The following is a 20,312-nucleotide window of genomic DNA, read 5'->3' as shown; positions in this document are numbered from 1 at the left end:
GGCGCGTGAGGTCCGCATCCCCTATCCATAATGAAGCGCTGCGAAATTTCTCGCGCGCCATCGCGCGGGCGTGATCCGAAATCCCCCCATCGTGCGCATAGAAATATGGGATTCGATGGCGGCCGTCGCGTCGGAAGAGGGGGGATCGGAATGCTCAATGGTTTTAGGCGTGGAACGTCGCCTGGCCGCCCACTCGCCAATCTCTTCAGCTTCGGGGAAGGGGCCGCGCGCATCCGCGCCGAACAGCGCAAGGCGGCGCTGCGCCGATCGTCGATCCTGTCCAGCCGCCTGTCGGTCGAGGCGCTCGAGCCGCGCCTGCTGCTGTCCGCCGACGTCGCGCCGATCGACGTCGGACTCGGCCTTGGCCTTCCGTCCGGGCTGGTCGCCAGCATGGAGCCTTCCGCCAAGTTCCTGACCGTGATGCCGTTCGACGGGGCCGGCGCCGGCACCGGCATTGGCGGCATCGCGCCGGGCATCGACATGTCGGCGCTTTCGGTGCGGGTCGGCGGCTATGCGCTCGATGTCGACGGCGCCGACACGGCCAGCGGCTTTTATGCCCATGGCGGCTCCGGCGGCTCGGGATCGGCGGGCGCGCCGGGCACCACCGCCGCGCTGACGACTTTCGGCGGAGCGGACGGGGAGGGCGAGGGGATCTCGCTTCTGTCCTTGTCGGCCCCGACGGCCGTGCCCCCGGTCACCGGTTCGCTCGACGTGCCGGGCGCGACGCAGAGCTTCACCTTCACGCTGACCGAGGCGCGCAAGGTCTATTTCGATTCGCTGACCGACCGGTCGAACATCCGCTGGTCGCTGGTCGGGCCGAACGGCACGCTCGTCAACGGCCGTGCCTTCGGCGCGTCGGATTCGATCGATATCTCCGGGTCGAACATCCTCGACCTGGCCGCCGGCGACTATCGGCTGACCGTCGATGGCGACGGCGACGCGACGGGGGCCTTCGCCTTTCGCCTGCTCGACATCGCCAATGCGGCGCCTATTCAGGCCGGCGCGCTGGTTTCGGCGCAGAACGAGGGGCGCGCCACCGACCTCTATGCCTTCGACGCGGTCGCCGGCGAACGCTATTTCTTCGACCGGCAGACGCTGACCGGCGGCACGGTGAGCTGGCGGCTGATCGGTCCCGACGGCGAATATGTGCGCGGCCCGGACTATTATAACGATTCGGGCGTGTTCGCGCTCGACCGCACCGGCACCTACACGCTCGCGATCGAGGGAGTGGACAGCAACAGCGCCGCGTTCGACTATGGCTTCATCCTGTCGCGCGTGACCGCGACCGAAGCCGCGCTGACGCCGGGCGAACTGGTGCGCGGGCGGATCGAGGGCGCGGGCGACACGATCACCTATATCTTCGATCTGGCGGGTGAGACGCGGCTGCTGTTCGACGCGCTGCGCGACGACCGCGGCTTTCAATGGAGCCTGGCCGGCCCGCGCGGCACGGTGGTCGACGGGCGCTATTTCTCCAATTCGGAAGGCAGTTCGGGCCAGCCCCTGCTGGCGCTGCCCGCGGGGCGTTACCGGCTGACGGTGGGCGGCGGCGGGAGCGACGCGCGGGGCGACTTCGCCTTCCGCGTGCTCGCCGCGGGCGCGGCGCAGGACGTGACGGCGCTGCCCGGCTTCGGGGGCGCGGTCGGCGACGGCGGGGTGAGCGACGCGATCGGGCGCGGCGAGGGCGCGCCGCTCGACTATTCGGGGCTGCCCGGGACCGTCAACCACGGCTGGGACGTCAATCGGCAGAAGGACCTGATCGTCGCCGATTCGGATGCGCTGCGCCCGGCGACGCTGACGCTGGAGGCGTGGGTGCGCAGCGCGGAGGCCGTCGACGACGGCGACGGCGGCATCATCATCTTCGGCGGCGACCCCTATCAGACGATCCTGTTCAAGGGGTCGAGCACGTCGTGGGACGACGGCTATGGCCTGCTGCGGATCGGCGACACGGTCCGCTTCTATCTCAACGACTGGTACGACGCCTATATCGAGGCGCCGATCGAGAGCGAGCGGTGGGTGCATGTCGCCGCCACCTATGACGGCGCGGTCATGCGACTGTATGTCGATGGGTTGCAGGTCGCCGAGCGCGATTTCGCCGAGGCGATCCGCCATAGCGGCGCGCCGCTGGTGATCGGCGGCGGCCCGCAGGCCTATTATCCGTGGAACGGGGCGATCGACGAGGTGCGCGTCTGGGACGTGGCGCGTTCGGCGGCCCAGATCGCCGCCGCGGCGCAGGCGCCGCTGTCGGGCGGCGAGAGCGGGCTCGTCGGCTATTGGCGGTTCGACGAGGCCGACGGATGGACCGCGGCCGATTCCTCGCCCTCCGGCTTGCCCGCGACCGGCGGCGCGCCGGCGACGGAAACGCGGCTCTACAGCTTCGCCGCGGCGAAGGGCGAGCATTGGTATTTCGACGTCGCGAGCCAGAGCGGCGCTTCGCTGACCGTGCGCGTCTACCGTCCGGACGGGACTCAACTCGTCGCGCCGGCGGCGCTGGCCGACCTCAACCTCGCCAATCTGCCGATGGACGGCACCTATCTGATCGCGGTCGAAGGCGTTGTGGGCAACGGCGGTGCCGCCGCCTTTTCCGCGCGCATGGTCAAGGTCGCTGATCCGACGCGCGCGATCGCCGTCGATTCCCTCGTCACCGGGCGGCGCGAGCCCGGCGAGCGGCACACGCTGACCTTCACCCTGACGCAGCCGGCGCGGCTGCTGTTCGATTCGCTGAGCAGCCGCTGGGACCTCCACTGGACGCTGACCGGACCGCGCGGCGCCGAAGTGAACCAGCGCGCCTTCGCCTATTCGGATTCGCTCGACCTGTCGTCGGGCCTGTCGTCGCTGCTCGACCTGCCCGCCGGCACCTATAGCCTGATCGTCGACGGCAGCGTCGGCGAGGCGGTCGATTACGCCTTTCGCCTGATCGACACCGCGAACGCCCAGGCGGTCGCGTTCGACGCCGACGTCACCGGCAGCTTCGCGACCGGCGGGACGAGCAACGTCTATCGCTTCGACGCCGCGGCGGGCGACAAGGTGACGCTCGAACGGCTGATCGATGCGACATCGAGCGACTACAGCATCGGCTGGCGGCTGTTCGACCCGTTCGGACGGCAGGTGACGAACGCGAATTACCTCCATGGCACCTCGACCGTCGATCTGCGCGTCACCGGCACCTATACGCTTGCGATCGAGCAGCGGGTCGGAGCCGCGCCGATCGGCTATGGTTTCCGCGTCAACCTGACCGAGCATGTCGCGCTGCCCGACATATCGGGCGGCGCGCTGTTCCAGCCCGGCGACACGCTGTCGGGCACGCTGGTCGCCGGCGGCGAGCCGGGACTCCATCGCTTCACCGTCGCCGGTCCGACGCGGCTCACTTTCGATTCGCTGACCAACGACAGCGGCAAGACATGGACGCTGCTGGGGCCGAACGGCGTCGAGGTGAGCAGTCGCAGCTTCAGCGCCAGCGACGGCACGAGCATCAGCGGCAGCGCGGTGATCGACCTTCCCGTGGGCGGAACCTATCAGTTGCGGGTGTCGGGCACGGCCGGCGCCTATTCGATGCGGCTGCTCGACCTGGCGGCGGCGACGCCGATCACGCCCGGCGGCGCGCTGGTCGAGAGCCGGCTGCTGCCCGCGCGCGCGACCGACATGTACAGCTTCACCGGCGTCGCCGGCGAGACGCTCTACCTCGATACCCAGACGGCACTCAGCAGCGGCAGCTTCCGCCTGATCGATCCGTTCGGCCGGCTGGTCGTCGGGCCCGTGGGCTTCGCGGACCGCGAACTGGCGCTGCCGGTCGACGGCACCTATGTCCTGTTGATCGAGGGGCGGGTGGCGAACACCGCCGCCGACGACGATTATTCCTTTGTCCTCAACCGCCCGCGCGATCCCGCGCCGCTCGACCTGACGCTCGGCGCGCGGATCGACGGCGTTCTGGCGGCGGCGGGCGACGTCCAGCGCTATCGCTTCCAGCTTTCGTCGGAGCGGCTACTGGCCTTCGACAGCTTCACCGGCAGCACGACGCTGACGTGGCGCCTGAAAGGACCCGGGATCGATTATTCGGCGTCGCTGCGCGATGCCGACGGTGCCTTTCAGGGCACGCGCCCGCCGCTGATGCTCGCGGCCGGGGAATATGAGCTGCTGATCGACGGCACCGGCGCGGCGGTCGGCCCCTATGCCTTCCGCCTGCTCGACCTTGCCGCGACGGCGACGCTGCTTGCCGCCGATGGCGCGACGATCGCGGGTGCGCTGGCGCCGTCGAGCGAAACCGACGTCTATGCGCTCGACCTTTCCGCAGGCGAGACGATCGTCTTCGACGCGCAGACGGTGCCGGCATCGAGCACGATCCGCCTGGTCGATTCCTTCGGCAACGAGGTGACGGGGGCGTTGACCTTCGCCGACCGGACGCTGGTGGCGGCGGTCACCGGGCGCCATTATCTGCTGGTCGAAGGGCGCGCCACCAACACGGCGGAAAGCAGCGCCTACAGCTTTGCGCTGATCCGGCCGGTCGATCCCGCGCCGCGGGCGATCACGCTGGGCGAGACGGTCAGCACCGCGATCGCGCGGCCGACCGAGGTCAACCGCTTCACCTTCACGCTGACCGAGACGACGCGCGTCTATTTCGATTCGCTGACCAATGATTCGACGATCCGCTGGGCGCTGCGCGGCGCGACCGGGACGGTCAGTTCCGCCGATTTCTATTACAGCGATTCCTCCGAAGCGTCGGGCGAGCGGGTGCTGACGCTGGCGCCCGGCAGCTATGAGATCGCCGTGCAGGCGGACGGCTATCGCACTGCGCCCGCCAGCTTCCGCCTGCTCGATCTTGCGGACGCAGCGCCGGTGGCGTTCGGGCAGAGCGTCAGCGGGCGGCTGGAGCCGTCGAGCGAGACCGACATGTACCGCTTCGACGCGGCGGCGGGCGAGCGATATTATTTCCAGAACCTTCTGGGCATCGGCAATGCGACGCTGCGGATCATCCGGCCCGACGGAACGCAGACGCGCACCCCGGCCGGTGTCGCGGATTATGAGTTCACCGCCGATCAGGCGGGCACCTATGTCGTGATGATCGAGGGGCGGGTGTGGGACGCGACGGCGCGCGATTATCGCTTTGCGCTGCACCGGGCGACGACCGCCGCGACGGCGATCGCGCTCGACGGCAATGTCGAGCAGCCGTCGCTGCTGCGCCCCGGCAAGATCGGCAATGCGCTGTCGATGACGACGCACGAGCAGATACTGGTCGACGATCCCGCGCTCGACCTGCGCGAGGATCTGACGATCGAGTTCTGGCTGAATCCCGATCGGATGACCGACAGCTGGACGCCGCTGATCTACAAGGGCGAAGGGACCGACGGGCGCGGCTATACGCTGTGGTACAACAGCAGCGGCTATGTCCACCTGTCGAGCTATCGCGGGACGGCCAACGACACGCTGGAGACGGCCAGCGGATCGGTGCCGCAGGGCCAGTGGACGCACGTCGCCGCGGTGATCGAGCGCAGCACGGGGCAGATGCGCATCTATCTGAACGGCGTGCTGGTCGCGTCGCGCACCAATGTCCCCACCGCGCCGCATAACGGCAGCGCCGCCTCGCCGCTCTACATCGGCACCGGCCCCGAACAGAACGACAGCTATCAGAAGCTGGAAGGCGCGATCGACGAATTGCGCATCTGGGACCATGGACGGTCGGCGGAGGAAATTCTCGCCGGGATGGACGGGGTGCCATCGGACACCGGCGGGCTCGTGCTGCGGATGGATTTCGATGCGATCGCAGGCGGCACGGTCCGCAACCAGGTGTCGGGAGCGGATGTTCCCGTCCTGCGCGACCTGGCGGGACTGGACGGGGTGATCGAGGGGCGGCTGACGACGCCGGGCGATACGCGCACCTACAGCTTCACCGTCGCCGAACCGAAGATGCTGCTGTTCGACGCGCTGCACGACAACAGCCAGATGACCGTCACCATCACCGGACCGGGCGGCGTTTCGGCAGCGCGCAACATGCGCAACGGCGAAAGCCACGAATATGGCAGCGGCAATCCGCTGATCGAGGTCGGGCCGGGGACCTATACCGTGACCGTCGACGGCACCGGCGCGGCCACCGGCGCTTATGCCTTTCGCCTGATCGACGTCGCAGCCGCGCCCGTCCTGCCGCAGGGTAGCGTCGCGACGGGGCGGTCCAGCGGGTCGCGCGACAATGCCGTGTGGCGGATCGACGCGGCGGCCGGGGACCGGCTGTTCATCGACCTGCAGCAGTTCGGCGGATCGCTGGGCCGCGCCAGTTTCCGCCTGTTCGATCCCTTCGGACGGCAGATTTCCGGTCCGGTGCAGGTCGGCGACATCGACACCGGCGTGCTCGCCTATGGCGGCACCTATACGCTGGTGATGGAGATGCGCGCGGCGGTCGTGAACTGGCCGGTCGATTATCGCGTGGCGGTGTATAACATGGCGCAGACCGCGCCGGTCCCGATCACGCTCGAAGGGCCGAACCCGGATGCGCCGACGGTCGTTGCCGGGGTCGACGGCAACGCGCTGAAGCTGCGCGGGGTCGATTATGTCGAACTGCCCGACGGGCCCGATGTCGACCTGACCCGCAATTTAACGATCGAGGGCTGGTTCTTCCTCGACCGCTTCACCAGCAGCTGGATGCCCGTGGTGTCGAAGGGGCTGGGCGACACCGCGCCCTATCGCCTGGCGGTCAACAGCAGCGGCCAGATCTGGGCGACGGTGCGCGATGCCTCCGGACGCGAGGACGTCACCAGCGCGAGCGGCGTGGTGCCGACCGGCGAGTGGGTCCACATGGCGATGGTCGTCGATCGCGACAACCGGACGCTCAAACTCTATGTCAATGGCCAGGAAGTCGCGTCGCGGCAGATCCGCCTGAACGACAATGTCGACGTCGCCGACCCCTTCTACATCGGCCATTATGACGATGAGACCATCTATGCCCCGATCGAAGGGGCGGTCGACAGCTTCCGCCTGTGGGGCGTCGCGCGCAGCGCGGCGGAGATCGCCGCCGACATGGCATCGGCGCCCCCCGCCGGGACGCCGGACCTGAAGATCGCGCTCGATTTCGATTCGACCAGCCTGCCCGCGGGTGCGCTGCTGCGCAGCACCAACCCCAATGGCGTGACGGGGCGCATCGCGACGCCGGGCGCCGAGAACCGCTACAGCTTCACGCTGACCCAGACGACGCTGGCGCTGTTCGACAGCCTGACCAACAACAGCCGGCTGCGCTGGAGCCTGACCGGTCCCGATGGCGACATCATCGTCGACGGCCGCCGCTTCGACCAGTCGGATTCCTTCACCTTCACCGGCAATCCGGTGCTGGCGCTCGCGGCGGGACGCTATGAACTGACGATAGACGGCATCGACGATGCGGTCGCCGACTATAATTTCCGCCTGCTCGACCTCGCCAATGCGGCGCCGCTGGCGATGGGCAGCCGCGTGACGGCGTCGCTGACCCCGTCGAACGCGACCGCCATCCATCGTTTTTCCGCCAATGCGGGCGAATCCTTCTTCTTCGACGTGCTGAGCGTCAAGAGCGACGTGCGCTGGCGGCTGATCGACCCGAACGGCAACATCGTCTTCAACCAGCAGTCGATGGCCGACATCGACGGGCAGCTTCTGGCGCTCAGCGGGACCTATACGCTGCTGATCGAGGGGCGCATCGATCAGGGGCTGGCCGCGGCCTATGATTTCATCATCTATCCGATGGCGGTGCAGACCGCGCCGCTGACCATCGGCGCGCAGATTTCCTCCACCATCTCGCAGCCCGGCGAGCGCGACGTCTACAGTTTCACGCTGACCGAACGGACGCGGCTCGTCTTCGACTCGCTGCTCTATCAGGGCGAGCTCAACTGGTCGCTGACGGGGCCGGACGGACAGATCGTGTCGGCGCGCCGCTTCGACCAGAGCGACGGGCTGAATTTCACCGGCAACCCGGTTCTCGACCTTGCGGCCGGCACCTACACGCTGACCATCGACGGCAATCGCCAGTTCACCGGCGCCTATGCCTTCCGCCTGCTCGACCTCGCGGCGGCGGAGCTGCTGACCGCCAATCAGGGGACGACCGGCAATCTGGGGCCGCAGGGCCGCGAGACGGCGGCCTATCGTTTCGAGGCGACGGAAGGGATGCGGTTCGGCATCGATGTGCTGAACAGCCCCAACTACAATCATCGCCTGCGGCTGATCGATCCGCTGGGGCAGGTCGTGTTCGGCCCGACCTCCATGCAGGACAGCGGGCTGATGACCGCGGCGATGGCGGGCACCTATACCCTGCTGGTCGAAGGCTATGCCGCCGAAGGCAGCAATTTCAGCTACAGCTTCCTGCTCGACGTCGCGGCGCAGCCGCCCGCCAACGGGGCGACCGGACAGGATTTCGACGCCGACGGGCTGCCCTATGTGCTGGTCAATCACCAGGGGGCGGCCGCGCAGGTGCTGCGCGACGGCGAGAATGATTTTCTGCGGCTGACCGACGCGCTGAACAACAATCCGCACAACAGCGTCTTCTTCTCCGCGACCGGCAGCGGACGGCAGGACGTCGTCGATGTCGGCTTCGATTTCCGCATCGAGCGGCGCGCGGGGCAGGCGACCGACCCCGACGGCATCGCCTTCGCCTGGCTGCCCGTCGCGCTCTATGGCGCCGGCGGCCCGGGGCCGACGATCCCGCGCAGCGGGTCGAGCGGTCTCGAGCCCAATGTCGCGGGGGCGCTGGGGATCGGCTTCGACAGCTTCGCCAACAACGGCGAGGTCAACGCCAACCATGTGTCGATCCATTACAACGGGGTGAAGCTGACCGACATCGCCAGCCCCGGCCTGACGCTGGCCAGCGGCGACTGGACGCACGCGCGCATCCTGATGACGCGCACCGCCGGCGGCACGCTGCTGACCGTCCGGCTGACCGCCGAGGGCGGCACCGCGATCGAGGTCGTCACCGACTATTTCATTCCCGGCATGGAGCTGGAGGCGGGGCGCGTCGCGCTCAGCGCCTCGCAGGGCACCTCGACCGGCGATCAGGACGTCGACAATATCGCCGTCGCCATGACTCCCGCGGCGACGGCGATGCCCGCCGTGCCGTTCGGCGAGGCGGTGACCGGTTCGATCGCGCGCACCGGCGCGGTCGAGCGCTACAGCTTCACGATCACGCAGCCGACCGCGGTGGTGTTCGATCCGCTGACCAACAACGGCAATTTCCGCTGGCAGATCAGTGGGCCGAGCCAGACCCCGGCGGCGCGCCAGTTCACCGCATCGGATTCGCTGAACTTCAGCGACAATCCGGTCATGCTGCTCCAGCCGGGGACCTACAGCCTGGCGATCTCGGCCGGGACGGCGACGGGCAGCTATGCCTTCCGCCTGCTCGACCTGGCGCAGGCGGCGGCGCTGACCCCGGGCGAGCAGCAGTCGGTGACGCTGAATCCGGGCAACATGACCCAGTTGTTCCATTTCGACGCAGCCGCGGGCGAGCGCCTGTTCTTCGACTATATGAGCGGCGCGACGCTGCCCTATTGGCGGCTGATCGACCCGCGCGGAAACACGGTGTTCACCCCGCGCTCGATCGGGTCGGATTCGCAGGTCGAGCTGACCGAGACCGGCCGCTACACGCTGATGGTCGAGGGGCGCATCGCCAATGCGGAACCGCAGACGACGGCGTTCCGCCTGGTGTCGATGACCGACCGCGACGCGGCGCTGACCGTCGGTGCGACGACGCAGGGGACGGTGCCGCTGCCCGGCGACCGGATGCGCTACAGCTTCTCGCTGGCGCAGGATGCGCTGCTGCTGTTCGACAGCCTGACGGGCAACGGCAATTTCCGCTGGAGCCTGACCGGGCCGCAGGGCACGACGATCCAGGACCGGACGTTCGCCAACAGCGATTCGCAATCGCGCACCGACGCCACGCCCTTCCTGGCCGCGGCGGGCGACTATGTGCTGACGGTGTGGGCGAACAACGACGTCACCGGCGATTATGCCTTCCGCCTGCTCGACCTCGCGTCGGCGTCCGCGATCGCGCTCGATACCGTCATCGACGGCCTGCTCGAACCTGCCAACAGCACCGGCCTGTATAATTTCGTCGGCGAGGCCGGCGACAAGCTGTTCTTCGACTATCTGTCGTCGGGGCCGACGGGGCGCTGGCGGCTGATCGACCCGCAGGGCCGCCAGATCGTCTACAACAACACCGGCGCGAGCAGCGACATGGGACCGGTCGTGCTGACGCGTTCCGGCACCTATACGCTGGTGGTCGAGGGGCATGTCACCGTCGCGGGCGCGTCGGCGCCGGTCCAGTTCAAGGTGTCGAAGCTGGTCGACAAGGTCGCGCCGCTGACGCTCGGCGCAACCCATTCGGGCACGGTCGCGCAGCCGCAGCAGGAGGATGTCTATCGCTTCACGCTGGCGGAAGGCGCATTGCTGCTCGTCGATCCGCTGACCAGCGACGGCAGCCTCGTCTGGACGCTGACCGGGCCGCGCGGTGAGGTGGCGAGCAAGGGCTTCCAGAGCTCCGACGGCGCGTCGGTCGGCGCCGCCAACCCGGTGCTGGTCGTCCCGGCGGGCGACTATGAACTGCGGGTGCGCAACAACAGCACGACCGCGCGCGACTATGCGCTGCGCGTCCTCGATCTCGCCGCCGCGACCCCGATCACCCCCGGCCTGCCGGTGACGGGGACGCTGAGCCCCGGATCGGAGACCGAGGCGTTCCGCTTCGAGGGCGAAGCCGGCGAACGCTATTATTTCGACCGTCAGGCCCTGTCGGGCGGCAGCGCCTATTGGCGGCTGATCGCGCCCAACGGGCGGCAGTTGTTCAGCGGCTATTTCAACGACGTCGACAGCTACGTCCTGCCCGACACGGGCACCTACACGCTGCTGCTCGAAGGCTATATCGGCGACGTCGGTTCGGTCTATACCTATGGCTTCAACGTCTTCGAGAACCCCGAAACCGCGCCGATCCCGATTCCGGGGCTGGAGGTGCGTCCCGCCCCCGACCTGATCCCGCAGGGCGTCACGGTCAGCGGCGAGGGGGCGATCCAGTCGGGCGGCACGATCACCGTCGCGTGGCAGACGCGCAACGACGGCACGCTGCCTGCGACCGGGACATGGTCGGACCGGCTGATCCTGCGCAACCTCGACACCGGGCAGATCATCGGCAATTTCGTGATAGCCGACAACGGCGGCGACCTGGCGCCGGGCGCGTCGCGCCAGCGCCAGACGACGGTGAGCCTGCCGACCGGCAACGCCGGCGTCGGCCGGATCGTCGCGATCGTGACGACCGATATCGCGAACGCGGTGGCGGAGGAGAATGCCTCGGGATCGGCCGAGACCAACAATGAGGCGTCGGTCGAATTCCAGTCGATCCTCGCGCCCTTCATCGACCTGAGCGTCGGCCAGGTCGCGGTGGAACCGGTGAGCGGCTGGAAACCCGGCGATACCGTCACGATCAACTGGACGACCACCAACAGCGGCAACCGGCCGACCGCGGGCGCCTTTTCGGAGCGCATCGTCGTGCGCAACGCGTCGAGCGGGCAGCAGGTGCTGCTCGCCACCGTCGCGGCGGCCCCGATCGACGCGGGCGCGTCGCGCAGCGGCAGCTACAGCATCGTCTGGCCCGAGGGGCTGATCGGGCACGGCCAGTTCAGCTTCACCGTCACCACCGACATCCTCGATCAGGTCGCGGAGGCGAACGATGCCGGAACCGGCGAGACGAACAACGCGGCGGCGCTGACGATCACCTCGGCCCCCGATCTGGTGATCCGCGACATGGCGATCGACGCCACCGCCCCGCAGGCGGGCGACAGCATCACGCTGAGCTGGACCGAGGCCAATATCGGCAATGCCGCGACGCTGGCGGGCTGGAACAACCGGGTGCTGGTGCAGAACATCACCACCGGCGAGACTTTGCTCGATACCGCGGTCGCGAGCGACATGCTGCTCGCCGCCGGGGCGGAGCGGGCGCGCAGCTTCACCTTCAAGCTGCCCGACGGCGCGCGCTCGGTCGGGTCGATCCGCGTCACCCTGTATGCCGACCAGAATGCCGGGGGCGGCGGCAATGCGGTGCGCGAGGTCGCCGACGGCCGCAACGCCGAAGGCAACAACAGCGCGCAGCTGACGACGCCCGTCGCGGCGCGCGTCTATGCCGACCTGCGCGTCGGCGACGTCGGCGCGCCGCCGACCGCGATCGGCGGCGGGACGATGACGGTGAGCTGGCGGGTCGACAATGCCGGCGCGCCGGCGTCGGCCGAGGGCGGCTGGGTCGACCGGGTGATCCTGAGCGCCGACGCGGTGCTCGGCAACGGCGACGACATCGTCATCGGCGAATATCGCCGCACCGATCCGCTCGCCGAAGGCGGCAGCTATACGGCGTCGCTCGACATCGCGCTGCCCTCCGACATCGGCGGCCTCTATCGCCTGTTCGTCGTCACCGACGCGGGACAGGCCGTGGTGGAGCCCGATACGCGCGCCGACAACGCCAGCGCGCCGGTGGAAATCCAGATCAGCGCGACCGCGCCGAACCTGGTGGCGGACGCGGTGTCGGGGCCCGCCGGCACCGTGTTCGGCGGCGATCCCTTCACCGTGTCGTGGCGCGTCCGCAACACCGGCGACGCCCCCGCCGCGGGCGGGCATATCGACCGGCTGATCCTGTCGGCCGACGGCGTCGTCGACGCGAACGATCTGGTGCTGGCCGAGGTGGTGCGCGGATCGGGGCTCGCGGTCGGCGACAGCTACACCGCCAGCGTCGAGGTGCGGGTGACCGACGGCCGCGTCGGCGACTATCGCCTGATTCTGGTGACCGATGCCGGGCAAACGGTGTTCGAGAATTTCCTGGAAGGCGACAACAGCGCCGTGTCGCCGGTGGTGCGCTTCGCCGCGACGGCGGCGCCCAATCTGGTCGTCGACAGCGTTTCGGTGCCGCCGGGCGCGGTGCCCGGCGAGACCGTCCTCGTCACCTATGTCATCCGCAACACGGGCGAGAGCGCGGCGACCGCGCCGTGGGTCGACCGTATCTATATCGACGACGACACGACGATTTCGGGCGCGCAGCAGCTTGTGTCGGTGCCGCGCAATTTCGATCTTGCGCCCGGCGAAACCTATGAGGTCAAGCAGCTCGTCACCATTCCGACCGGCTATACCGACGGCGAATGGCGCATCTTCGTGCGCGCCGACGCGCAGGGCCAGGTCTATGAAGGCGGGCGCGACGGCGACAACGACGGCATGTCGGGCGCGCTGATGCTGACCCATCCGGACCTGGTGCCGGTGCTGATCCAGGGGCCGGAAGGCGGCAACGCCGAATCCTTCTCCGAAATCGAGGTGCGCTGGCAGATCCGCAACGACGGCACCGGTTCGACGCTGGGCGGCTGGACCGATACCGTCTGGCTGTCGCGCGACGATGCGGTCGGCGCGGGCGACATCAAGCTGGGCGAGCTGATCGCACAGGCGCAGCTCGCGGCGGGCGCGATCTATGACGGGGTGCTCAAGGTCACGCTGCCGATCGACGCCAGCGGTCCCTGGCGCCTGATCGTCCAGTCGGACAGCGGCGGGGTCGTCGCCGAAACGGCGGCGGGCGAAGCGAACAACATCGGGTCGATCGCGCTCAACGTCGGGCTGTCCGAATATGCCGACCTCGAGGTCAGCGACGTCACGGCGCCCGCGCAGACGATCGACGATCCCGCGCGCGTCCGCGTCGAGTGGACCGTCACCAACGTCGGCACCGGCGCCGGTTTCACCCACGGCTGGACCGACCGGGTGATCGTGTCGCGCGACGGCGTGCTCGGCAACAATGACGACATCGTGCTCGGCGAATATGTCCACAGCGGCGCGCTGAACGTCGGAGAAACCTATCGCGCGGGGCTCGATCTGATCCTGCCGGCCGGATTCCACGGCCGCTACACGCTGTTCGTGCAGTCGGACGCGAAGGGCGAGGTGTTCGAGAATGGCGCGGAGGCGAACCGCGGCGTGCTGGCGGGGAATTTCGACGTGTCGCCGATTCCGTGGGCGGACCTGGTCGTCGCGTCGGTCGCGGTTCCCGCCGGCGCGGTGTCGGGACAGACGATCGACGTCACCTGGCGCGTCACCAATCAGGGCATCGGGCTGACCAACAGCGGCGAGTGGTTCGATCAGGTCTATCTGGAACGGACCGACGGCACTGGCCGGGTGCGGCTGGGCAGCGTCAACCACCTCGGCTATCTGGCGCCGGGCGCCAGCTATGACCGTACGGCCAGCTTCCGCCTGCCCGACGGGCTGTCGGGCGCCTATCGCATCGTCGTCGAGACGCCGGGGTCGAGCGACCCGCGCAGCGGCCCCTATGAGTTCGTGTTCACGACCAACAACAGCCGCGCGTCGGACGCGATGGCGATTGCGCTCGCGCCGCCGCCCGACCTGGTCGTCGACAGCATCTCCTTCCCCGCGACGGGTGTCGAGGGGCAGGTCATCGACGTCGAATGGACCGTCCGCAACGCCGGCACCGCCAATGCGACCGGGACGTGGACCGACCGCGTCTATCTGCGCAAGGTCGGCGACACGGGCGCCGGCACGCTGATCGGCACCTACAGCTACACCGGGCCGCTGGAGGCCGGAAAGACCTATAGCCGCAAGGAGGAAATGCGGCTGCCGTCGAAGACGAGCGATCAATATGAGCTGATCGTCGTCACCGACGCGGGGAACAGCGTCTACGAGCATCTGAACGAGGACAACAACCGGCGGGTCAGCAGCACCGCGATCCTGGTGTCGGCGCTGCCGCGACCCGACCTGCGCGTCAGCGAGGTCATCGCCCCCGACCGCATCACCGCCGGCGCGACCGCGTCGATCGAGTTCAAGGTCGTCAACCAGGGGCTGGTCGCCGCCAACGGGCTGTGGACCGATCAGGTGTGGCTGTCGCTCGACGACAAGATTTCCAACGACGACATATTGGTGTCGAGCCTGCAGAACCCGTCGGCGCTCGGCTCGCTCGAGGAATATCTGTCAGCCTCGGGGACTTTCACCATCCCCAAGCGCTTCCGCGGCACCGTCTATATCCTCGTCGCCACCGACAGCGGCAACGCCATCGACGAATGGCCGAACGACACGGCGCAGAGCAATATCGTCGCGCACGAGATATTCGTCGACCCGATCCCCTTCGCCGATCTGGTGGTCGACAGCGTCGTCGCCCCGGCGCAGGCGTTCGAGGGCAACAGCGTCACGGTGCGCTACAGCGTCACCAACCGCGGCGCCGGCGACACCGACCTCGGCCGCTGGACCGAGCAGATCTGGCTGACCCGCGACAAGAACCGGCCGCATCCGGGGCAGGGCGACATCCTGCTGACGACGCTGACCTATGACGGCGGCATCCTGGTCAAGGATGCGGGATACGACCGCGAACTGACGCTGACGCTGCCCGAGGGGCTGGTGTCGGGCACCTATTACATCATGCCGTGGGTCGACCCCTATGCGACGCTGCTCGAGGATTCGCTCGCGCCCAACGTCAATCCCGACGACCCGAACGAGATCAACAGCAGCAACTATCGCGCGCGTGCGATCGACATCGTCGGCGTCCCGCCGCAGACCTTCACCCGCGCGATCGCCGTCGATGCGGTCACGGCCGATCCGGTCGGCGTCGGCGGGGGGCAGTTCAACGTCAGCTGGACGGTCCGTTCCAACGGCAACGCGGCTGCGGCCAAGTGGATCGATCGCGTCTATCTGGCCGATGCGCCGCTGCTCGAAAACGCGACGCGGCGCTTCGACCTCGGCAGCTTCGACAATCTGAAGCCGCTCGACCCCGGCCAGTCCTATACCAACAGCCAGACCTTCACGCTGAACCCCGCGGCGGCGGGGATGTACGTGATCGTCGTGTCGCAGCTGGCGGGCGATCCGAACAATCTCGACAACAACGGCTTTGCCGCGACCAGCGTCACCAACGCGCCCGCCGACCTGCGCGTCGTCCAGGTCGTGCCGGCGGCGCCGACGGCCCCGGCCTATTCGGGCGAGAAGACCAGCGTCACCTATACGGTCGAGAACCGCGGCGGCGCGGTGTGGAGCGGCACCCAATATTGGACCGACGAAATCTGGATATCGAAGGACCCCGTGTTCGACACCCGCCGCGCGCAGAAGGTCGCGACGGTCAACGTCACCAACGGCCCGCTGGGCGCCGGGGACAGTTATAGCCGCACCGCCGAATATTCCCTGCCGGCGGGGGTCGAGGGCGAATATTACGTTTATGTCGTCGCGAACTCGGCTGGCAACACGCCGGTGCCCACCGACATCGTCCGCGACGGCGGCAACAGCGCCCTGCTCGACCGCTTCGCCAAATATGCCTTCGAACTGCCGCAGGGCAACGTCGGGCAGGCCGCCTTCCCGGTCGTCTATCGCGAGCCCGACCTGCGCGTCACCGAACTGACGCTGCCCGACACCATCGCCGCGGGCAGCACGATCACCATCAGCTTCAAGGTCGAGAATGTCGGCAACCGCGCGACGCGCGAGGACAGCTGGACCGACCGCGTCTATCTGTCGCTCGACGCCTCGCTCGACGAAGGCGACTGGCTGATGTCGCGCGAGAGTGCGCCGGGCGTGATCGTCCGCGCCGAGAACAAGCATGTCGGCGTGCTGGAGGCCGGCGAATCCTATTACGCCACCGTGACGGTGACGCTGCCCTTCGAGCTGAACGGGGCGATGCACGTCATCGCGATGACCGATTCGGAGCTCGCCGATTCGGGCTATGCGAACAGCACCCTGTCGCCGCGCCTCAACGGCGTGCGCGGATCGCTGGCGGGCAAGGTCCGCGAGTTCCAGGGCGAAGGCAACAACAGCACGGCGAAGGCGGTGACGCTGACCCCCTATACGCCGCCCAACCTTCAGGTGACGGCGCTCACCGCGCCCGAACGCGCGGTGCGCGGGCAGACCTTCCGCCTCGAATATCGCGTGACCAACAATGGCGGGGCGACCCCGGCGCTGCAGGCGCAGTGGGACGACCTGATCTATCTGTCGCGCGATCCGTTCCTCGACCTGACGTCCGACCGCTATATCGGATCGGTCCGCCACACCGGCGGGCTGGCGGCCGGCGACAGCTATGACGTCGCGCTCGACCTTGCGGTGCCGACTGACCTCGGGACCGAGGCCTATTACGTCTTCGTCGTGTCCGACCCCGCACGCTACAACGCGACCGGACAGGTTTTCGAGAGCGACGAGCGGGACAATGCGCGCGTCAGCGCCGTCCCGATGGTGATCGAACTGCCGCCGCCGACCGATATCCAGGTCGTCGATATCGTCGTCCCCGGCGACCGGCGGCCGGGCGATCAGGTGACGATCAACTGGACGGTGAAGAATGTCAGCGACGTCGTCGCGGCGGGGCGCTGGACCGACGCCGTCTATCTGTCGCGCGACGCGACCTGGGACGTCGGCGACAAGCTGCTCGGCCGCGCCGATTACGGCGGCGTCCTCAATCCCGACGGCACCTATACGCTCAGCCTGACGACGACGCTGCCCGGCGCGGCGGCGGGCGACTATCGCATCATCGTCCGCGCCGACGTGCGCAACCAGCTTCACGAGGATGTCGGCGAGGCGAACAACACCACCGCGTCGGCCGAGACGCTGTCGATCGCCGTCGATACGCTGACGCTCGGCATTCCGCTGACCGTCGCGCTGGCGCCGGGGCAGGAGCGGCTTTACCGGATCGAGGTTCCCGCCGACAAGACGCTGCGGCTGCGCGTCGGCTCCGACGACGAGCGCAGCATCAACGAGGTGTTCGTGCGCCACGACGAGGTGCCGACCTCGGCCGCGTTCGACGCGACCTATACCGGCCCGCTGGCGCAGGAACTGACGGCGATCGTCCCCGGCACCGAACCCGGCGTCTATTATGTGCTGGTGCGCGGCTACAGCGGCCCTGCCGACGGATCGCAGGTGACGCTGGTCGCCGACCTGCTGCCGCTGGTCATCACCGACATCCAGACCGATCGCGGCGGCGATTCGCGCTATGTGACGACGACGATCAAGGGCGCGCAGTTCCACCCCGACGCCATCGTCAAGGTGTCGCGTCCCAATATCGCCGAATATGAACCCGTCGCGTGGAAGGTCGTCGACGCGTCGACGATCATCGCGACCTTCGATTTCACCGACGCGCCGCACGGCCTTTACGACATCAAGGTCATCAACCCCGACGGCGCCCAGTCGAGCGAGCCCTATCGCTTCCTGATCGAGCGCGGGATCGAGCCCGAGGTGACGATCGGCGTCGGCGGCCCGCGGGTGATCCTGGCGGGCGACCAGGCGACCTATTCGGTGGCGCTGGAGAACCGGTCGAACCTCGACGCGCCCTACACCTATTTCCAGGTCGGCGTGCCCGAGCTGGGCAGCAACCAATATGTCTATGGTCTGCGCTTCCTCGACTTCTTCACCAATGTTCGCGGCGCCCCCGAAGGCGTGCTGGCGGGCGTCAACGCGCTGGTGCCGTGGCTGGGCCTCGAATCGATCACCAACACGGGCGGCCAGCTCATCACCTCGGGCTTCCTTTACGATCATCCGGCCGACGGCTTCACGGGCTTCACCTTCAACGTCTCGACCTATCCGGGGCTGAAGGCGATGGCGGATCGCTCGTTCGAGGCGTTCCGCGCGCAGATGGCGCAATCCTTCCCGTCGCTCGACAATCTGCTCGCGGCGGGCGAGGGGAATCTTGAAAACTGGTGGGATGCGGTCAAGGACCTGATCGCCGACCAGCTTCCCGCCGCGCGCGGGGTGCTCGACCAGCTCGACTTCGTCGGCCTCTATCAGTCGAACGCCGCGACGCCGAGCCGGGACGAGATTCCGTTCATCCCGTTCCGCTTCCACATCCTCGCCTCCGCGACGACGATGACGCGGGCGGAGTTCGTCGCCTTCCAGACGAACGAGGCCCTGCGGCTGCGCGACGCGATACTCGCGGCGGACGACGCGCCGCCCGCGCTGCTGGCGCTCGCCGCGAGCGAGCGGGACTGGGTGAACCTGTATCTTGCCGCGCTGGAGGATGCGGGATTGCTGCGCCCCGAGGGCGAGGTGCCGCCGATCCGCACGCAGGCGCATATCGTCAGCCTGATGGCGACGCTGGCGTCGGGTATCCTCTATGGCCCGGCGGGCAGCGAAATCCGCTCGAACGGCGATTACCTCGGCTTCTTCGAGCAGGTGCGCGCGCTGTACGGCCACAAGAACGGCCAGATGGCGGCGATCGAATATATGGATCCGCGCCAGAGCCCGCGCTACACGGGCGAGGTGCCGATTCCGGCGCTTCCCGACCCCGCCGACTATGATCTGGGCCTGAGCGGTCCGACCTGGTTCGAGGCGTTCCGCGTCTATGTACCCTGGGTCGATTTCGCGCAGCGCGGCGCGGGCCTGCCCGCCGATTTCCAGATCAACGGACCGGAGCCGGTCGACGGCGATCCGCTGGCGCAGCTCGATTTCTCGCGCTTCTTCACCAGCGGCGGCGCGGGTGGGCGGCTGGCGTCGATCACCGGGCCGCAGACGATGGACACGCTGGGTTGGCTGCCCGCGTCGGCCGAGCTTCCCTACAGCATCGGCTTCGAGAATTCGGCCGGATCGTCGCGCTACACGAACGAGATCCGCATCGTCACCCAGCTCGACCCGCAGCTCGACGCGCGCAGCTTCACCTTCGGCGATATCCGCATCGGCGACATCACCATCGACGTGCCCGACGGGCGGACGAGCTTCCAGGCCGAATATGACTTCGTGCGCACGCGCGGTTTCATCCTGCGCGTCAGCGCGGTGCTCGACCTCTATCAGCAGCCCGCGAGCGCGAGCTGGCTGATCCAGGCGATCGACCCGGTGACCGGCGAGGTGCTGCAGGACACGACGCGCGGCCTGCTGGCGCCCAACAACGCGCAGGGGTCGGGCGCGGGCTTCGTTTCCTATGCGGTGCGGCCGGCGGCCGACGTCGCGACGGGCGAAACCATCGCCGCGTCGGCGCGCGTGCTGATGGACGGCTTTGCGCCCGAGGACACGACGATCCTCAACCAGATGGTCGACGGCAAGGCGCCCGAAAGCCGCCTGACCGCGACGCGCATCGGTACGACGAACGATTATCGCATCGACTGGAACGTGCGCGACGACAATGGTGGGTCGGGCGTGCGCCACGTCACCCTTTATGTGGCAGAGGGCGGCGGCGATTTCCGCATCTGGCAGCGGCGACTGACCGACGCGTCGGGGTCGCTGGTGTTCGAGGGCGAGGCCGGAAAGACCTATGAGTTCCTGGCGCTGGCGACCGACGTCGCGGGCAATCGCGAGGTGCCGAAGCCTGGCGTCAACGCCGTCGCCGACGGGTCGGGCGTCAATCTGGGCGCGCTGCCGACCGTGCCGGGGACGACGCCGCCCAATTTCGGGCAGGCGCCCGAACC

General features: G+C 68.3%; 1 protein-coding gene (running past one end of the window). It reads left to right on the top strand.

The window, feature by feature from the left end:
* Positions 1–150: 150 nt before the first annotated feature.
* Positions 151–20,312: the 5' portion of a CARDB domain-containing protein gene (locus tag AC2S9W_RS17270; protein ID WP_486571336.1), read on the top strand. It continues 16,873 nt past the right edge of the window; only the first 20,162 of its 37,035 coding nucleotides appear in the window; its start codon is at positions 151–153; its stop codon lies beyond the right edge, outside the window.

The organism is Sphingopyxis sp. 550B, assembly GCF_057401805.1.
The sequence above is the reverse complement of the archived record's forward strand: the minus strand, read 5'-3'. Positions and strand labels throughout refer to the sequence as shown.